The sequence below is a fragment of the Anaerobacillus sp. ABD4_527 genome, from assembly GCF_056160805.1.
On record NZ_JBSWXZ010000002.1, the window covers coordinates 152521 to 171100 of the forward strand.

Genomic DNA, 18580 nt, shown 5'->3' on the forward strand with positions numbered 1-18580 from the left:
TGAATATGAATGCGAGAATACTAGTAGCAGACGATGAAGAAATTCTCCGTATGTTGATCGTAGATACACTTGAAGACAATGACTATGAAATCGATGAAGCCGAGGATGGCGCTGAAGCGCTCCATCTCATCAATTCAAATTCTTACGACCTTGTGCTGCTCGATTACATGATGCCGGAGATGACAGGCTTAGAAGTTATCGAAACGATCAGAGCCAAAGGGAATCATGACGTAAAGATCATGATGTTAACAGCAAAGGCACAAAAGAAAGATGAAGACCTTGCGAAAGAAGCAGGAGCAAATTATTTTCTTTCAAAACCGTTTAGCCCTATCAATCTATTAGAAACAGTCGAGGCAATCTTAGATGAATAAACGCTGGAAAAATAGTCTTTCTCATCAGTTTGTAAGAATTATGGGAGGGTTTCTAGTCGTTATCGTACTTGTGACGATAGCGCTTGGGTTATACACACATCAAATCGAGAGAACGTATGAGACGAAGATAAACGATCTCAGAAGTAAATATGAAGCTGCGATTGAGCTTGAAGATAGTTTGAACCAGATGTTTTTTGAAGCTAGAGGGTACTTAGGGTTTAGACTTGATTCCCCTTTCCTCGCATCTTATGAACAAGAAAAAGCTAAGATTGAAGAAAACATCTCGAACCTAGAACCAAAGTTAAGCACAGACGAAGAACTGCAAAAAATAAAGGATCTTGAAAATTATCTCGTTCGCTATAATCGGTTGTTTGAAGAAGCGCTAGATTTAGTGTCGGCTGATAATACAGAAGGACTTCAACGACTTTCTCGAGACATGGGTGGGAGTGACCTCGTATATACAGCCAAAGATTCAATCCGAGAACTCGTCAACTCAATCAGAACGGATATTAAAGAGACAGATGAAGAGCTCATCAACCGTCTTTCGACGATACAAGACCTCTTCATTGCATTCGTTGTTTTCCTACTCTTGATTGCTACGGTGCTCGTCGGTGTGATGGCTCGAAAAGTTGGTCGTCCGCTGCATGAACTGGCGATTGCCTCGAGTCAAGTTTCAGCAGGAGAGCGTGTTGAAGTGCCACATGAAAAGAGGTTTGATGAATTAGGTGAACTAGCGAGAGCTTTCAATTCGATGGTGATGAGCGTTCAAAACAATGAGAGTAAACTGATCAGCACAAACGAAGCGCTTCTCAAGCAGCGCGAGGAATTAAAAGTTAACAAGGAAGAACTTGAGCAGAGCGTTAAGACGATGAATTATCAAACGAAAGTGCTACAGCATCGTAATCAGTTGAACCGCGCATTAGCTTCAACGCTGAGTAAAACGGATCTCCTGCAAAGCATTATTTCTAACTTGATCGAAATTCTCAATGCTGATAGAGGGTTGATCGTCCTCCTCAATCAAAGCAAGGACTATGCATCGGTCGGCTTAAAAAACGAGATGGTACAACGTTGGATCGATCATATCGATGACGGGCCAGCATTAAAAGCCATCACACAAAAGAACTATCACATCGTTAGCAGACAAGCGACTGAGGGAGAAGCTGGTTACCATGCTCTCGATCGTTTCTTTTCATATGATCTGTACTTACCGATTATTTCTGAAGGTACGCCTGTTGCACTTATGTGTCTCACACGGATTTCAACCGTATATACAGAAAAAGAAGTGAACGAAGTAGACGACCTATGCAGGCAGATCTCTCTGTCTCTCGATAAACTCCGATTATATGAAACGACGGAAAATGAACGTAAAGTTACGATGGAAGTATTGAACACGGTTAGAGAAGGCATTCAGTTAGTCGATCGAAAAGGTGACACGATTTCAGTGAATAACCAAATGTGTTCGATGTTGGACGCGTGTATCTCAGATGAAAACAGAAAAAAAGACTTCGATGTGTGGAGCAGCACGTTTTTAGGAAAAGTGGATGAAGGCTATCGGGACGGGGTAAGAACATATATCAACCGTGTGATAAAAGGAATCAAACCGCAGGAAAGTGAACTCGTCTATCAAACAAACCATGAAGTTCCCCGATTTATTCGGATGTATTATGAGCACCTGCATAATGCGGATAAATTTATCGGTTCAATCTTTGTTCATCGAGATATCACGAGAGAATATGAAGTCGATGAGATGAAGAACGAATTTGTTAGTACAGTGAGCCATGAACTCCGTACACCACTCTCAAGCGTGCTAGGGTTTACAGAGCTCATGATCTCGAAAGATCTAAAGCCAGAAAAGCAGAAGAGGTATTTGAAGACGATTCATAAAGAAGCGAGTCGTTTAACGGTTTTGATCAACGATTTCCTGGATATTCAGCGCATGGAATCAGGGAAACAACTGTATGAGAAGACGGCGATCAACTTAAAACCAATCGTTTCTGACGTGTTGGAGAGTTATATAGAAACGTACAAAACGCATCGTTTTAATATTGATGATACGAGTGACCATCATGAGATATTAGGAGATAGAGATAAAGTCACGCAATTGCTAAATAATTTAATTAGCAATGCTGTGAAATATTCTCCTGAAGGTGGAGAGATCACACTTCGTTTTGAAGAGAAGAACGGCATGATCCACCTGCATATAGAAGATGAAGGGCTAGGCATACCAGAAGAAGCGATGTCTCACTTGTTTGAGAAGTTTTATCGGGTCGATAACAGTGATCGACGTCAGATTGGTGGAACAGGTCTTGGCCTAGCGATTTCAAAAGAAATTGCCACAGCGCACGGAGGAGATCTGACTGTGGCGTCGAGCTTAGGGCAAGGGAGTATATTTACGATTTCTTTGCCTATTTTAGGTAAAGAGATGGACACGCCTACAGATGGTGGAGTTCTCATTGTAGAAGACGATGATAGTCTGGCGCTTTTATTGATGGAAGAACTAAAAGCGAGTGGGTTCGACGTTTACCATTGCAGAAGCGGAGAATCTGCTATTCACATGATCGAAAAAATGACGCCGCGTGGCATCGTTCTCGACATTTTGTTAGATGGAGAACTGAGCGGTTGGGATGTTCTAAAGGCAGTAAAAGAAACGGAGCGGACGAAAGATGTTCCAATTGTCGTTTCAACGGTAACAGAAGAGAAGCAAAAAGGCCTGGATCTCGGTGTGAAGGATTATCTCATCAAGCCGTATCCTCCGCAAGACTTATCAAGGTCAGTCATCAAAGCGTTATCCTCAGAAGAGGCGGGTGAAATCCTCATCCCAGAAGGTGCTATTGAACTTGGTAAGGAACAGAGAGAAAGTTGGAAGTAGTCATCTAAACGAACAGGAAAAAAGGGGTGTGCCGATGAGCACATCCTTTTTTTTGAAGTGGCACAATTATTCTTATTCCGACAAGAATAAAGGAATTTCAAGCTCGAAGAAGAAATCATATCATGTCTGACTTTAATTAAAAGGGGAGGCGTACGAATGAAACTTCTTATCCTAGGTGGTACGCGGTTCATTGGAAGGTATATTACTGAACGGGCATTAAAGAATGGACATGAAGTTACTCATTTCAACCGAGGAAATCACGCTTTTCCTGAAGTCGAAACATTGATTGGAGATCGAGACGGTGATCTTTCGGCTCTTAACGGACGATCGTTCGATGCGGTCATCGATACGAGCGGTTATTTTCCGAGAACCGTTTCCAATTCTACTGCACGATTAGCAGAAGTTGTCGATCATTATACCTTTATATCGACAATTTCGGTGTATAAAGAGTTTGGCGAAAAGCCTTGTACGGAGGAGTCGCCTGTTCAAGTTATTTCTGAAGAAGAAGCTGAGAGAGTAACGGCTGAAGGTGCTGTTCCTGGGGAACATTATGGAGCGTTGAAGGCACTTGCCGAGAAAGAAGCGGAAAAGCACATGCCGGGGAGAGTGCTGCATATACGGCCTGGTTTAGTTGTAGGACCGCACGATTATTCAGATCGCTTCAGCTATTGGGTGAAACGATTAGACGAGGGTGGCGATGTACTCGCGCCAGGAAGACCACAGCGTCCGATTCAATTCATCGATGTAAGAGACCTCGCAGATTGCATCGTAAAAATGACAGAAAAGAAGGTGACAGGCGTTTATAATGTCACGGGTCCAGAACGTCATCTGACGATGGGAGAGCTGCTTGATACCTGTATGCGCATAAGTGGAAGTAAAGCGCTCCTTCACTGGTTAGATGAAGAGTTTTTGATCAGTCAAGGGGTTACACCATGGAGCGATCTTCCACTATGGTTACCGGAATCGAATAACGCAGCTGCTGACATTAGCGTAGATAGAGCGATTGCGAAGGGGCTAACGTACCGCACGATCGAAGAGACCGTTAAAGACACGTTAGCGTGGTTGAAAACGAGAGACCCATCGCTCGACTGGAAAGCGGGACTCGACCCTGAGAAAGAAAAGAAACTATTGAATAAAACGGATCGAATGTATTCATAGATTGTGTAAAGGAGAGTGTGAAATGGCTTATGAGTTAAAGACGAAAGAAAACGACAAAAGCGTTATCGAGTTTATTGAAAATGTTGAAAGCAAAAAGAAACGTGAAGATGCGTATCGATTGCTCGACATCTTTACTGAAGAAACAGGATACGACGCAAAGATGTGGGGAGAAAGCATCATAGGATTTGGCTCCTATCATTATAAATACAAAAGCGGTCATGAAGGAGATATGATGCTTGTTGGATTCTCGCCTCGTAAAGCGAAGATCAGTTTATATTTTGCAACAGGGGAACCGAAACGAGAAGAAATTCTTGGACGCTTCGGAAAGCATACAACTGGGAAAGCATGTGTGTATATCAATAAAGTAGACGATATCGATGTTGATGTACTGAAAGAATTAATACATGAATCGATTACATTTCTACGTGAAACGTATCCTGAGCAATAAGCGGTGATGCAGTGAAACGAATCCATTATAGCTGGATCATCTTAGCCATAACCTTTTTCACAATCATCGTAGCAGGTATCGTCCGTTCATCTTCAGGTGTCTTTATTATTCCTTTCGAAAACGAGTTCGGCTGGGATCGCTCGGTCATCTCATTGGCGTTTGGAATCAGCTTGTTTCTATATGGTTTTTCTGGCCCTTTCATGGCAGCTCTGATCGAGGTCGTCGGACTGAAGAAAATGATGGTGTTCGCCATGATGACGCTGCTCGCTGGGTTAGGCTTAACATACGTGATGCAGGAATCATGGCAGCTCATCTTAATTTGGGGTGTCATCATCGGACTTGGATCTGGACTGTTTCTTACCGTTCTGAGTCCATATGTCGCGAACCGCTGGTTTGAGAAAAGAAGAGGGCTGGCGATTGGAATCTTAACGGCAAGTACAGCAACGGGCCAGTTAATCCTACTGCCACTTCTTGCGATCATCATCGAAAACTATTCGTGGCGATGGGCGGTAGGGCTCATCTTACTTCTCAGTGTCGTGATGTTTGTCGTCGTTTTGTTATTTATGAAAAGTTCACCTCGGGATGTAGGTGTTCTTCCATATGGACTTGAGGAGGAGCGAGAAGAGAGTGAAGCGTTCGGGAGTAAAAATCCGATTACGATGGCGTTCGGTGCTCTTCTAGAAGCTGTAAAAGTTAAGGCTTTTTGGCTGCTTGCCGGAAGCTTCTTTATTTGTGGCCTCTCAACGAGTGGCTTGATTGGGACACATTTTATCTCTTACTGCATAAGTTTTGGAATTCCTGTAGTGACGTCTGCAGCACTTCTTTCTTTTATGGGAGTATTCGATTTGATCGGTACAACGCTATCAGGATGGTTGTCTGATCGGTTCGATAACAGGTGGCTATTATTCTGGTACTATTCGCTAAGAGGCGTGTCGCTGTTACTTTTGCCATATGCACTGACTGAGGGCTCAGTCACGTTACTCGTAATCTTCTCAGTTTTCTATGGGTTGGACTGGATTGCAACAGTGCCGCCGACGATCAACATATCGCGGCAAATCTTTGGTTTAGAGAAAAGCGGCATGATCTACGGCTGGATCTTTGCCTCTCATCAAGCAGGCGCTGCCGTTGCAGCTTATGGTGGGGGACTCATCTATAAGGTGTTCTTTTCTTATACGTGGGCGTTTCTTTACGCTGGGATGTTTTGTTTGCTTGCGAGTCTGTTCGTCATCCTGATTAAGAAAGATACGAATCTAGTAAGAATGTAGACAAAGAAAAGGAGACGGGGATTCCCGTCTCCTTTTCTTTAACCTGTATTTTGCAGTAATTCCCGTATGCGGGAAAAAGCTTTTGTTTTCGCTACTGGTGGATGATTGATCAACGCGATCAGTTGAACAAGCAGTGTTGGGAAAAACGATTTTTTGTGGCAAATATATTTCGGTTCCCATGAGTCAGCGAACTTTGCTTTAAACTCTTGGAGTCCTTTAAAATTATAGCGGCTGTTTCCGTGATGGAAGGTAAAGCGCATCAGGCGCTCACACATCGGTGAATCCTTATGATTTCCAACATTCGAGAGCGGGGCCATACCGAGACTGCACTTCTCAACGTTCTGTTCTTTTAACCATTTGAATATATGAATGAACAGCACATCCATCGTTCCATGTGGACTGTTTGGAAACTTTCTCATCAAATCGATACAGCTGTTGCTGTAGCTGGAAGTCGCAATGGTAGCAAACGCGATGATCTGACCTTCAGGATTTTTCAGTAAAGCAATCGGAAAAGATGAAACATAATCTTCACTGAACGAGACGACAGAGAAGCCTTTTTCCTTCTGATCGCCTAGCCATGATCTTGAAACCTCTGCTACTTCTCGTAGAAGACGACTAGAAAAAGGTGGCTGCATGACAGAAAACGTGAAGCCATTCCGCTCGAATTTATTGCACCTTGTTCGTAGCTTTGCCCACTGTTTCCCAGCGAAGGTAAGATTCTCTAGGTTCACGATCGCTTCTTCACCGATCTTCGTAAATCGGTATCCATGCTCATGATAAAGGTGCATGTAGCGCGGAGATGCCTGATAGAAGATTGGCGTTAGACCAAGCTCTCTGCTGTAGTCGCAAAATTCGTCGAGGGCATCTTTTAGCAAAGACTCCTCACCGATCGGGTCCCCTAATACCATCAATTTGCTCCCGGTGCGTCTATATGCGATTAACACTTTACTTTCCTGAGCCCAGAAAACCTGTTTATCCTGTAATAAAATCAGGTGTGATAAGTGATGGCCGCCATACTCTTTTAGAAACGAGACAACCTTTTCCATATCAACATCGAATTCATTATCAAACATGTACGCTCTTCCTCCTGCGTGTTTTGCATCTCTATAAAGATAACATATGTTGAGTATGTACGTTGCAGTTATTTTTGAACGGTTATGGAATTTTCTTTCTTTAGTAATTATGAAATCCGTACTTAAAAAAAGGAACCTTCATTCTCACTGAAGGTTCCTTTCACTTTTTAAAATGGATTTGTTGCCCATTGTAGCGACTGTTTAATAAACATACGTGGATGCAGCTTCAATTGACCAACCATATACTCAGCAAGGTCTTCAGGCTGCATATACTTTTCTTTGTCATTCTTTTCAGGATCGCCTCCAAAGGCGAGCTCTGTTGCGACAAGACTTGGGTTTAAGGTGAAGACACGAATGTTGTTTCGTCTCACTTCCTGCATAAGTGCTTCTGTCATGCCCTGGATCGCAAATTTGGATGCATTATAAGCACTCGAACCTGCTGTGCCTTTTAATCCACTACTCGATGAGATGTTGATGATGTCACCAGCGTCCTTTTCAATCATCTGCGGCAGGACTGCTCGAGTAACGTGGTATGTACCGTACACGTTAACTTCGATCGCACGCTTCCATTCTTCTGGTTCAAGTTCTAAGAATGATCCGTACACGCCGATCCCGGCATTGTTGATAAGGATGTCGGTAAATCCTAATTCATCGTGCAATTTTTTCACAGCGTATTCAACTTCCTCAATGTTTCCGATATCAGCAGGTGCGACCACTGCTTTTACCCCGTAAGATGCAGCTTCTTTTGCTACTTCGTTAAGCTTACTTTCTGTACGAGCGATCAATCCAAGGTTTACGCCCTCTTTTGCGAGTTCAAGTGCAGTCGAACGTCCGATGCCGCTTCCTGCACCAGTTACGATTGCCGTTTTTCCTTTGATCTGTTGTCCCATTTCATACACCATCCTCTCAAGGTTTGCCTACCTTTAAGTGTAAAGTTAGAAACGGAGAGAAGCAAAGAAAAGGGTTTCAGTAGATTGAAAAACATCATGATGTTTGAAGTCAGCTGTGAGCGGAAACAGTCACTATGTACACGGAAAAGAGAAAATATGGAAATGAAAAGAATAAAAATTGAACAAAGGAGTTTTTTACATCATGCGTAACCATTTAAAACATTACATTAACGGTGAATGGATCGAATCAACCGGTTCAGAAACACAAGAGGTAATCAACCCTGCAACGGAAGAAGTGATCGGAAAGATCAGCTTAGGAACAAAGGAAGACCTTGATAAAGCGGTAGCTGCCGCACGAGCTGCATTCCCAACATTTTCTCAAACAAGTAGAGAAGAACGTGTTGAGATGTTAGAAAAAATCGCAGAAGAATATGCGAATCGAAAAGAAGAAATCATCGACGTGATTACGGAGGAGCTTGGCTCACCTCGTAAGATTTCAGAGAACGTTCATTACAACATGGGTTACAATCACTTTTCAGAAGCTGCGAGAGTCTTGAAAGACTTTACGTTCTCTGAAGATCGAGGCGATCACACTGTGGTTAAAGAACCTGTGGGCGTCAGCGGTCTGATCACACCGTGGAACTTCCCGACGAATCAGACATCTACGAAGATTGCGAGTGCGTTTGCTGCAGGAAGCCCGGTCGTACTGAAGCCTGCCGAACTAACGCCTTTTGCGGCGATTATCTTAACTGAAATCTTTGACAAAGTCGGCGTCCCGAAAGGCGTCTTCAATCTAGTAAATGGTACTGGTGAAACGATTGGTGATGGAATCAGCTCTCACCCAGATATCGACTTTGTTTCCTTTACAGGTTCAGCTGCAGTAGGTGAGAAAGTTATGAAAAACGCATCAGAAACCATTAAAAATGTTGCACTTGAGCTCGGAGGTAAATCTCCACTTATCGTTCTAGACGATGCAGATGTTGAAAAAGCAGCAAAAGCTGCCGTCAGCCACATCGCAACGAATACCGGACAGGTTTGTTCTGCGGCAACAAGAACGCTCATTCCTGCTTCTATGAAAGAAGAGTTTGAAGAAGCCTTGAAACGTGTGCTGCCGAAGTTCCCTGTTGGTGATCCGCAAGGTGACAACTATGTAGGACCGCTCGTTTCAGAGAAACAATGGAACACGGTTCAATCCTATATCCAAAAAGGCATCGATGAAGGGGCTACATTGCTCGCTGGAGGTACAGGAAAGCCAGAAGGTCTCGATAAAGGCTATTATGCCAAACCAACCATTTTTACAGATGTAAAAAATGATATGGTCATTGCGCAAGAAGAAATCTTTGGACCAGTGATGTGCGTCCTTACGTATGAAACGATCGACGAAGCGATTGAAATTGCGAATGAAACGGTATATGGTCTAGCAGGCTATGTATTTGGTAATGATAAAGAAACCCTTCGTAAGGTGGCGACAAGCATCCGTGCTGGTCGAATCAAGGTCAACAATGCAGAGCTCGACCCTGCAGCACCGTTCGGAGGATACAAACAGTCTGGAATCGGCCGCGAGTGGGGCGATTATGGTATCGAAGAATATCTAGAGAAAAAAGCGATTCTTGGGTATCCGGCTTAAAGTGAAAAGGATCATAAGAGGTCAGCTGCTTCATGCAGCTGATCTTTTTTTATGACGATAAAGAGGGGGGTTCTAAAAGGAGAGAACATACATAGGTATTTACCTTGAAGAATAAACTGAATTGCGGAGCGCGCTGAGGGGGAAATCGATGAAAGCAGTGGTTTGTGAAAGATACGGGGCACCAGACGTTCTTCAGTTGAAAGAGGTTGAGAAACCGGTTATCGCGAATCATGAGGTGTTGATCAAAGTTCACGCCACAACTGTTTCTTCAGGCGATGCACGAATCCGTCGTGGAACGAGGGAATCGTTACCGTTCTGGCCGATTTCGAAAATGGCTATCGGGTTGAATAAACCAAGGAAGCCAATATTAGGGATGGATTTTGCGGGAGAAATTGTCGAGGTGGGAAATGAAGTGAAGCGGTTTAAGACCGGTGACCATGTCTTCGGATTCTGTGGACAGGGAACGTACGCTGAATACATTCGTCTATCAGAGGAAGGTCCGCTCACACACAAACCACCCAGCATGACCTTTGAAGAAGCCGCGTCTATTCCGTTTGGAGGATGTTCGGCGCTAGATTTTCTAAGGAAAGGGAAGATTACTAGCGGACAAAATGTTTTAATCTACGGTGCATCTGGAAGTTTAGGAACGTATGCTGTTCAGCTTGCGAAGTATTTTGGTGCAGACGTGACAGCGGTCTGCAGCTCAACGAACGTTGAGTTGGTGAAGTCTCTTGGTGCAAATGCAGTAATCGATTATACGAAAGAAGACTTTGTTGAGCGTGGAGAGAGATATGATATCATTTTTGATACCGTAGGAAAAACGACTTTCTCCCGGGTTAAGGACGCTCTTAAACAGAACGGTTTATATGTATTAGCTGTGTTTCACTATCGAGAAATCTTTCAGATGATCTGGACTTCAAAAATTGGCAATAAGAAAGTGATCGGCGGGATAACGGACGAAAACGTGGATGATTTGCGTTTTTTGAAGAAATTAATCGAAAAAGGGAAACTAAAAGTGGTCATCGATCGATGTTACCCAATCCATCAAATTGCGGAAGCACATGAATATGTAGAGCGGGGGCACAAGAAGGGAAATGTGGTCATGAAGTGGGAAGAACGGTCGTAGCGATGCTGCGGCTTTTTTGCATACCGCCAATGGAGGAAAACAGCGCGTCATTATGGAAGTTAGTCACTATCTACAAAAATGGCAGGTGTTCAGAATGTCTAGTAAGGTAGAATTTCCGTTTCCATTTACGTCTGATCACTATGAATACACAAATAATTCCTCTCCTCTCACTCCAGCACGAACCGTGACAGTTTCGAGTAATTATGTGGAAGAAGTTCGATTGAAACGAAAGCTTCTTGAAGAAAACCACGAGCGTTGCTATCGCTCCTTACCTATTTCGCTAGAGTCACAGTGGGAAACCCTGTTGCTCGTTTTCAGAGAATTAGCTACGTACGAACCGGAGCACTTTTCTTTGAAGCGGAGAGGGAACACATACGTATTTACTAATCACTTGCTTCAAGAAGAAGAAACGTTTGTTTATCGAGATCACGCTTCGATAGACTTCGAGCCCCTAGATCTAGTAGGTCGCCACGTACAGGAGGACCTTATCGTGATGGGTGACAGGCATGATGGGTTATTTTTAGAAGGCGGACAGCTTTGCTTTCCTTCGAATTGGTCGTTAACGTTCGTGCTTGGAATGGAGTTTAAGGCGATCCATACGCCAGTTCCAGCGATAGCGGAATTTATTGAAAAAGTAGAACGGTTCATCACGAGGATACGTCCAAACACAGCATGGGAACGTAAGAATTGGTCCATTACCATTTCACATAAGCTCGATACGCCACTTGAAACGTATTCCGATTGGGGGAAGCTTCGATATCACGTAACGGAAGAAAATGCAGGTGAATTGGTGAATTTACGCGTCGAGGTGCAGCGATTATTCCGATTACCTTTAACAAACGACATCTTGTTCTCGATTCATACGTACCTGCTTCCTCTAAACGAATTAGTGGCGAACGATGAATGGCTAAAGAAGTTTTATACGAACATAAAGACACTTCCCCAGGAACTCGCTGACTATAAAGGCATTTCTCTGTATAAGCGTGAATTGATGGGGTATCTTGAGACGGCCTTGAAAACAAAGAAGATTGAACGATGAAGGAAGCGCTGGAGTATCGTCATGTGTTGATTGTTACAGATCATGTTCATACGGAAAGAGCAAAGTGCAAGCAGCGGGAATTAGAAAATGGGGGAGGGCTTGTTCAGCTTGAAGTAATACGTCATCTTCATTATGGAAAGGTAGAAGCGTTATTATCTGAACAGCCTATTGGGAGTGCGCTCATCCTTTACGGGGAAGGAGCGCTAGAAACGGTGCGAGTAGCGGTTTCATTAGGCTATGCAAGAGATGATATATACATAGAAACCCATCAACAGATGAGGGCTTTTTGTTCGCAGTGTCATCACATTACGAGTCTAGTGAATCATGAGAGGTTTGTTTGTGAAAACTGTCGGAATCAGCTTGAGCCTTCAGAACACTATTCAACGTATCATAGAGCACATCTTGCTTATCCGGTATTCACAGAATCTGACCATTAAAGGATGAAGAAAATGAAGGATCGTTATCAAGTAAAAGTGGCGGAAATCAAACAAGTAACACCTCATATAAAAGCATTCACACTTTCTAGTGAAACAGCTGTGCTCGATCCATTTGGTGCTGGTGCTCATCTCACGCTGCATCTTCCCGTGGGAGATCGCCAGTATTCACTCATCAATAATCCTTTGGAAATGACAAATGACTATCAAATTGCTGTGAAAAAAATCGGTGCTAACGGTGGTTCTCATTATCTTCATGAACACCTTGAAGTAGGTGATACCGTGCTTATTTCAGGTCCCGACAATTACTTCCCGGTTCATCTAGAAGCACAGCACTTCATTTTTCTCGCTGCAGGAATTGGCATCACCCCTTTTCTTTCAATGATGTCTTACTTATCCACACTGGGGAAAACCTTTGAGCTTCACTATGCGGTGCCAAATGTTCAACGTTGTTCATTTTATGAGGAACTTTCGAAGTACACTGAACAAGTTTTCTTTTACAGTGGTTCTCGTGAGGAAAAAAAGAAGCAGGTAAGAGAGTCGTTAGAATACAGGAAGATTGGGACTCATGTATATGTGTGTGGTCCTGAAACGTTCATGGAGATGGTAGTGGATACGACGAGAGAGCTCGGTTATCCATCTCGTGTTGTCCATGAGGAGCGTTTTAGACCTGCAGGTAAGATTGAAAACCCTAAGTCGTTTCGCGTGACGGTTAATGGAGGAAATGAGCTTCTTGTAAATAAAAATGAAAGTTTGTTAGAGAGGCTTCTAGACGAAGGCTATCCGGTTTCTTATGCCTGTAGAATGGGGATATGCGGATCATGCGAAGTTACTGTGTGTGGAGGGGAAGTCATCCACAGCGATACTTTTTTAACGGAGAAAGAAAAGCAGAATAAGATGCTATCGTGCGTCTCTAGAGGAGTTGGGGAGATCGCGATCAACGTTATGGAAACGAATTCCAAGTAAATTGTTTACATGTGGATTTTTGTTCGGTATAATAATGATTGATTAATCAATCAATTAAAAGTAGTGGAACGAAAGAGGGGGATGTTATGGCTTTGCCAAAGTCGGAAGAAAAACGTGCACGTATTTTAGATGCTGCGATCCAAATGTTTTCTCAGAACGGTTACTCGAAGGCAACGATTAAGGATATCGCAAAAGAAGCGGGGGTTAGCTTCGGAACGGTTTTTACATACTTTGAGAACAAAGACGAACTCTTTAAAGCGGCGGTGCTTGAACCGTTAGATGAGATCAAACGGGTGATGTTAGTATCACCAGAGCCAACAGAAGAACCGGTGAAGCAATTAAAAGAACTCATATCCGCTCACTTTCAATTCTTCGCTCAACAGGCGACGTATTCACGCATGATTCAGTACGTGATCGGACAGCCTGACCGGTTTCATGATCTGTTCATCGAATTAGATCGGTTTTCATTAGAATTAAGAGATGCACTACGTCCACTAATTCTGAAGGGGCAGGAAGTAGGCGAGCTCATCGAACTTCATCCAGATGATGTCGCAGATACGTACCTTGCTTTTCTAAATGGTGTTCGATTGACCAGAATCGATAGCTATGATGAAAGAAATCGATGGGATATGTACATTCGACATGCACTCTTGCTATTTGGCCCAAAACAGTAAGGAGGTGAACGGACTTGTCATTTAAGAATCTTCATTACAATATTAAGATTCGAATTGTCACCCAGTTTTTCACCACGTTTGCGACGATGATGGTCATGCCGTTCTTAACCGTATACTTTGCGCAAAAAGTAGGTCAAACTGTGACAGGATTCATGCTCGTAAGCCTCGTTTTTATAGGTGTAGCAGGTGGGATGATCGGTGGATACTTCTCCGATCGCATCGGTCGAAAACGACTGATGGTCGGTTCTGAACTCGGTTCGGGTATCGCTTTTTTTATCATCGCATTCTTAAACTCTCCATGGCTTGATGCACCATATTTGACGTATGCTGTGTTCATTTTTTCAATGTTTTTCGGAGGAGTGCTCGGACCGGTCTCACAAGCGATGGTACTCGATGTCACGAATTCAGGAAATCGCCGCTATGTGTTTACACTTCTCTATTGGATCGGAAATATGTCCTCAGGTATCGCTGGTATCATCGGTGCGATCTTTTTCTATGACTATTTGTTTCACCTGTTCCTTGTGATTGCGATTGTTTCATTCCTCTCAGCTCTAATCACACAACTCTTCATCACAGAATCCTACATCGTTGACTCAACTCAAACAGATAATACAGCAACAAAAGGCTCAATCTTTAACAACTATAAAATCGTCTTTCGGGACCGTGTCTTCATGATGTTTTTTATTGCGGGCATCCTTGTTCTATCACTAGAAGAGCAGCTGACGAATTTCCTTGCGATTCATTTTGCAGATGAAATAACCTCTCAATCTCTTATTTCCTTCAGAGAGTGGAACGTCGAGGTAGACGGTGTCTTGATGCTCGGGATCTTACGCTCAGAGAATACGTTTCTAGTTGTGTTTGCAGCTGGCTTAATCACGTGGCTCGTAAAGCGGTGGAGCAACAGGACGGTGCTTCTGGTCGGTCTCTCGATTTATTCGATCGGCTATGCGCTCTTCACGATGTTTCAACTGCCGTGGGTGTTGATCGCTGTCATGGTGGTCGTCACAATTGGAGAGCTCATGTACATACCTGTTCGACAGGCGATGTTAGGAGACTTAGCGCCAGATCATGCGAGGAGTTCTTATCTCGCAATTCATCAAATGGTGTTCTACATCGCAATGCTTGTCGCAGCGATCGATATCATTATCGGTGGGTTTGTGCCTGCTTGGATGATGGGGGTAAAGTACGTTCTGTTTGGTGGTGTTGGATTGATGTTGTTTTTGAAGGTGGATAGAAGGATTGAGGAGAAGAAGGCATCGATTGGAGAACAACAACGGGTAAGTATATGATTTGAGTAAAATGCTAGTTTAGTAGGGGGAAGGATGAGGGGATGTCTAACTTTTTTATAGTAAACGTCGAAGCAGCAGTCTATCATGAAGGAAAGTATCTAATTATCAAAAGAAGTGAAAAGGAAGAACACGCTGGTGGTCTCTATTCCTTAGTCGGAGGAAAGGTTGATTTCGACGAAAGCTCGCTAAGTGTGTTAGAAGAGACGATTAAGAGAGAAGTGTTTGAAGAAATCGGGATTGAGCTTGGTAGTGATCTAGAGTATGTGCATAGCACTACGTTCAGAGCGGGTGAGGTTCAGGTGCTCGATGTTGTGTTTCTAAGCAGGAGCTTTGAGGGAAGTCCGTACATAAAAAGTGAGGATGAAATAGCAGAGATTACGTGGATGACCTTTGATGACGTGCAAGATTCCACAGAAATCCCGCCTTGGACGAAGAAAAGTGTTGAGATGACAGAGAAGGTGCTAGAGAAATTAATGAATTGAGTAAAAAAGGTGCTGTCCTGAGTGGGACAGCATCTTTCTTTTGTTGGATTTGTGCTCGATATCAGCGGAATTCATCTGGATATCAGCGGAAATCTGAATATATCGGCGGAAATTCAATTTTATCAGCGAACAGGGTTTTCCAAGTAAGGAGCACTGCCTTTCCTTATAGCGAGTACACGCTATATCCGCGAAATCCCCACGGATATCCGCGAAAAACAGAATATATCCGCGATTTTCCTATTTTATCCGCGAAACCCTTGTGGATATCCGCGAAACCTCAATTATATCCGCGAAATGCAAGCCACACTCCCAAAAACAAGTAAAACCTACCTCTTCCCCCAATCACTCAACGACACCATCTCAAATCCTTCATCCACATCGATCCTCAACGGAGAGATGAGTTCGATCGAATTCCCATCAGGGTCGTTAAAGTAAATCGCTGCGTGGGCTTGCGGGTTATTCGGAAGGACGAGGGGCTGTTCTTCAGGTGAGAAGCCGAATGCTTCTCGGACGCGTATGTTTTTACTTTCAAGCCAGGCTTTTGCTGAGAAGATCTCTTCTGGATCGACGTGAAATGCGATGTGACGGATCGATGGGTGATACGGAATGTTCACTTGTTCTGAATCCCATAGTCCAAGCCAGCTTTCACCTTTAACGATCCACATAAATGACACGCGTTCTCCTCTGTGTGCAACCTTCAACCCAAGCTTTTCATAAAAAGCGATCGATTCTTCGATATCACTGACAGGAAGGTGAGCTTCGTATAATCCTTTTATCATCGAAATGCCTCCTTTTTTTACATCGTATCGTAGAAAGGAGGGCATGCCATCGTCATTCCTAATGAGACATTCGTAAGACTTTAGACTGAGATCGTGCTACTTTTTATCAGCGTCATAAGATAAAAGGTCAAACGTATATGTCTTGGCGTCCTTAGATGTACTTTTCCGATTTTCAATCAGTTTGATGATGTCGTTGTTTAATTCGTTCCACTCCTCAAGAGTCAAGGAAGCGGTCACTTGTCGGAACGTTGCGCTCGAGTGATCCGGGGTTGGATCGGCTTCTAGGTCGTTCCGTAACACTTCTACTCCTTGTTGGATGGAAGCCATCACTTGAGCGAGAAGGAACTCTTTGTTTTCTTGCGCGAAGGCTCCTTCCATGCTCATGTTTTCTCCGATCAAGTGTTTTGACGTGTAGTACTTCTCGATTAAGTTTCCAATCGTCTCTTCGCGCTCGACTTGTAATAATCCTAATTTCACTAATTTCTGTATTGGATAATATAGTCTTGATGGTTTTTCGTTTTGTTCTGCAGCAAGTTCTTTTACGGTTTTGGGCGTACTCTCTACGCTTTTAATCAAGCGATTTAACTTGGGGTCGAAGAGAGCTTTGGCCACTTCCACACTATTGATCATGTTGATCACCTCACCAATCATATTAGCAAAAATTCTTTTACCGTTCAAAAAAATTTTATTGAGGTAAGACCTTACTATCAAAGGGTTTCTCGCTAATGAACTAATCTAGGGCTCTTTACAAGAATTCCCTCAACAATTAAATTATTTATATCGTTAAAATAATTTTTAATGAGAGGTAACCAACACATGATCGGTTTACTGAAAAACCCCGCATTTTTGAAACTGTGGGTGGCGCAAGTTGTATCAGAACTCGGAGATGGCATCACGCATATCGTCGTGATCTTTCTTGTTTCAAAGCTCTCGGATAATCCGCTCGTTTTTAGTTTTGTGTTGATGGCGAGATACATACCGAGTTTGTTGTTCGGTGTTTTTGTGGGACCAATCATCGATCGTTATTCAAAAAAGGCAATCATGGTGATCGCTGACCTTTATCGACTCATCATTCTGCTCCTCATGATTCCTGCACATGATTCTTTGGTTGGACTATTAGTATTGATTTTCTTACAAGGAATTGGGACTGTATTCTTCGAGCCAGCGAAGACAGCGACCATTCCTCAAATCATCGAGAAGAAGAAATTGCCTGAGGCGGTTGGATTATCGCAGTCAACGTTTATGACGATGAACATCATTGCCCCGTCTATTGGGGGAGCACTTCTTTTACTAAACGATGTGTCGTTAATCTTCATCCTGGATGCATCGACTTTTCTCGTTTCTGCTTTTCTCATCGGCTTGATTGTGGTGAAGCGGGAGGATTCAGAGGAATCAGGTTCAGAAAAGGGTTACCTCACTTCATTGAAAGAGGGGTTAGCTTCGATGAAGGAGGATGCGTTCTTAAAAGGATTCACATGGTTATTGATCGTCTCGGCTTTCGTGATGAGCGTCGTCGGAGCGAACATGTACCATATCATCTTGAATGTATTTGAAATAAAAGAGTTCCATTTTGGACTGTTGGAATCAACGGAAGGTGTATTCGGTGTGCTAGGTGCTTTGTTCATTCCATTCGTTATGAAGAGAGTAAAATCGAACAAACTGATCTTAGGAGCAATCGGGTTAACTGGTGCGCTGTGTATCTTGATCCTGCCGGTAAACTGGTTGCAAGAAGCTTATCCAATCATTCCGATTTTTATCTGGATGAGCATGCTTGGGCTGTCGAACCCGTTTATCAACGTGCCATTAAACAGCATGTTCATGCAATCTGTTGATGAAACGATCCTTGGAAGAGTGAGTGGTATCATCAGTGCGATTTTACATGCAAGTTTCCTTGGAGGGCTACTGATCGGAGGATGGGTTGGATCTTATTGGGGAGGTATTCCGACGGTCGTCGCGGGTGGCGTTTTGCTTGTCATCGTCAGCGTGGTCTTCCCATTCACACAGCACTATAAAGGCTTAGAAAACGTGACAAGCCAAGAACGGCTCAGCGCATAAGTGCGCGTATTATAGTAAGATAAAAGTAGAAGGTG

Annotated in this window: 18 protein-coding genes; 14 read left to right on the plus strand and 4 right to left on the minus strand. The window is 43.4% G+C overall.

Translation table 11 applies throughout. The annotated features are described in order from the left end of the window. Positions 1-5: 5 nt before the first annotated feature. The 5 genes from ACXAHI_RS12990 to ACXAHI_RS13010 all read left to right on the plus strand — a co-directional run bounded on the left by ACXAHI_RS12990 (position 6) and on the right by ACXAHI_RS13010 (position 6111). Positions 6-371 carry a response regulator gene (locus tag ACXAHI_RS12990; protein ID WP_474848447.1) on the plus strand — a complete coding sequence of 122 codons (366 nt, stop codon included), beginning with the start codon at positions 6-8 and terminating at the stop codon, positions 369-371. Beyond that, the gene (locus tag ACXAHI_RS12995; protein ID WP_474848449.1) at positions 364-3240 is read left to right on the plus strand and encodes an ATP-binding protein; all 2877 of its coding nucleotides are present in this window, start codon (positions 364-366) and stop codon (positions 3238-3240) included. The genes ACXAHI_RS12990 and ACXAHI_RS12995 overlap by 8 nt, the downstream gene beginning before the upstream one ends. A gap of 156 nt (positions 3241-3396) precedes the next feature. After that, complete coding sequence (locus ACXAHI_RS13000) at positions 3397-4398, plus strand: NAD-dependent epimerase/dehydratase family protein (RefSeq protein ID WP_474848451.1); 1002 nt, start codon at positions 3397-3399, stop codon at positions 4396-4398. Between the two features lie 22 nt (positions 4399-4420). Next, positions 4421-4846, plus strand: coding sequence for a DUF1801 domain-containing protein (locus tag ACXAHI_RS13005; protein WP_474848453.1), 426 nt, complete (start codon positions 4421-4423; stop codon positions 4844-4846). Between the two features lie 11 nt (positions 4847-4857). Continuing rightward, a complete protein-coding gene (locus ACXAHI_RS13010) occupies positions 4858-6111 on the plus strand; it encodes an MFS transporter (protein ID WP_474848455.1) in 1254 nt (417 codons plus the stop codon). A gap of 38 nt (positions 6112-6149) precedes the next feature. Here the strand turns inward: ACXAHI_RS13010 and ACXAHI_RS13015 are convergent, their stop codons facing one another. After that, positions 6150-7184: a phosphatidylglycerol lysyltransferase domain-containing protein gene (locus tag ACXAHI_RS13015; RefSeq protein ID WP_474848457.1), complete on the minus strand. Its 1035-nt coding sequence runs from the start codon at positions 7182-7184 to the stop codon at positions 6150-6152. A 167-nt stretch (positions 7185-7351) separates the two neighbouring features. Next, positions 7352-8074, minus strand: coding sequence for a 3-ketoacyl-ACP reductase (locus tag ACXAHI_RS13020; RefSeq protein ID WP_474848459.1), 723 nt, complete (start codon positions 8072-8074; stop codon positions 7352-7354). A 202-nt stretch (positions 8075-8276) separates the two neighbouring features. Between ACXAHI_RS13020 and ACXAHI_RS13025 the strand changes: the two genes are divergently transcribed. The 8 genes from ACXAHI_RS13025 to ACXAHI_RS13060 all read left to right on the plus strand — a co-directional run bounded on the left by ACXAHI_RS13025 (position 8277) and on the right by ACXAHI_RS13060 (position 15711). Next, positions 8277-9701, plus strand: coding sequence for an aldehyde dehydrogenase family protein (locus ACXAHI_RS13025; RefSeq protein ID WP_474848461.1), 1425 nt, complete (start codon positions 8277-8279; stop codon positions 9699-9701). Between the two features lie 148 nt (positions 9702-9849). Next, positions 9850-10827: an NAD(P)-dependent alcohol dehydrogenase gene (locus ACXAHI_RS13030; RefSeq protein WP_474848463.1), complete on the plus strand. Its 978-nt coding sequence runs from the start codon at positions 9850-9852 to the stop codon at positions 10825-10827. A gap of 94 nt (positions 10828-10921) precedes the next feature. After that, positions 10922-11866, plus strand: a complete 945-nt coding sequence (locus ACXAHI_RS13035) for a heme-dependent oxidative N-demethylase family protein (RefSeq protein WP_474848465.1) — start codon at positions 10922-10924, stop codon at positions 11864-11866. After that, positions 11863-12303 carry a hypothetical protein gene (locus ACXAHI_RS13040; protein WP_474848467.1) on the plus strand — a complete coding sequence of 147 codons (441 nt, stop codon included), beginning with the start codon at positions 11863-11865 and terminating at the stop codon, positions 12301-12303. The genes ACXAHI_RS13035 and ACXAHI_RS13040 overlap by 4 nt, the downstream gene beginning before the upstream one ends. A gap of 12 nt (positions 12304-12315) precedes the next feature. Further along, positions 12316-13266, plus strand: a complete 951-nt coding sequence (locus ACXAHI_RS13045; protein WP_474848469.1) for a PDR/VanB family oxidoreductase — start codon at positions 12316-12318, stop codon at positions 13264-13266. An 86-nt stretch (positions 13267-13352) separates the two neighbouring features. Then, positions 13353-13940: a TetR/AcrR family transcriptional regulator gene (locus ACXAHI_RS13050; protein WP_474848471.1), complete on the plus strand. Its 588-nt coding sequence runs from the start codon at positions 13353-13355 to the stop codon at positions 13938-13940. A 14-nt stretch (positions 13941-13954) separates the two neighbouring features. Then, positions 13955-15229, plus strand: a complete 1275-nt coding sequence (locus ACXAHI_RS13055; protein ID WP_474848473.1) for an MFS transporter — start codon at positions 13955-13957, stop codon at positions 15227-15229. 41 nt (positions 15230-15270) lie between these two features. Further along, on the plus strand, positions 15271-15711 hold the full coding sequence (locus ACXAHI_RS13060; RefSeq protein WP_474848475.1) for an NUDIX hydrolase: 441 nt from the start codon (positions 15271-15273) through the stop codon (positions 15709-15711). A gap of 326 nt (positions 15712-16037) precedes the next feature. Here ACXAHI_RS13060 and ACXAHI_RS13065 read toward each other — a convergent pair whose 3' ends face one another. Both ACXAHI_RS13065 and ACXAHI_RS13070 read right to left on the minus strand, forming a co-directional pair. Continuing rightward, positions 16038-16490 (minus strand): VOC family protein, encoded by a 453-nt coding sequence (locus tag ACXAHI_RS13065; protein ID WP_474848477.1) that lies wholly within the window; start codon positions 16488-16490, stop codon positions 16038-16040. Positions 16491-16586: 96 nt separating this feature from the next. Then, complete coding sequence (locus ACXAHI_RS13070) at positions 16587-17120, minus strand: ArsR family transcriptional regulator (RefSeq protein ID WP_474848479.1); 534 nt, start codon at positions 17118-17120, stop codon at positions 16587-16589. Between the two features lie 186 nt (positions 17121-17306). Between ACXAHI_RS13070 and ACXAHI_RS13075 the strand changes: the two genes are divergently transcribed. Continuing rightward, the gene (locus ACXAHI_RS13075; protein ID WP_474848481.1) at positions 17307-18545 is read left to right on the plus strand and encodes an MFS transporter; all 1239 of its coding nucleotides are present in this window, start codon (positions 17307-17309) and stop codon (positions 18543-18545) included. Positions 18546-18580 lie beyond the last annotated feature (35 nt).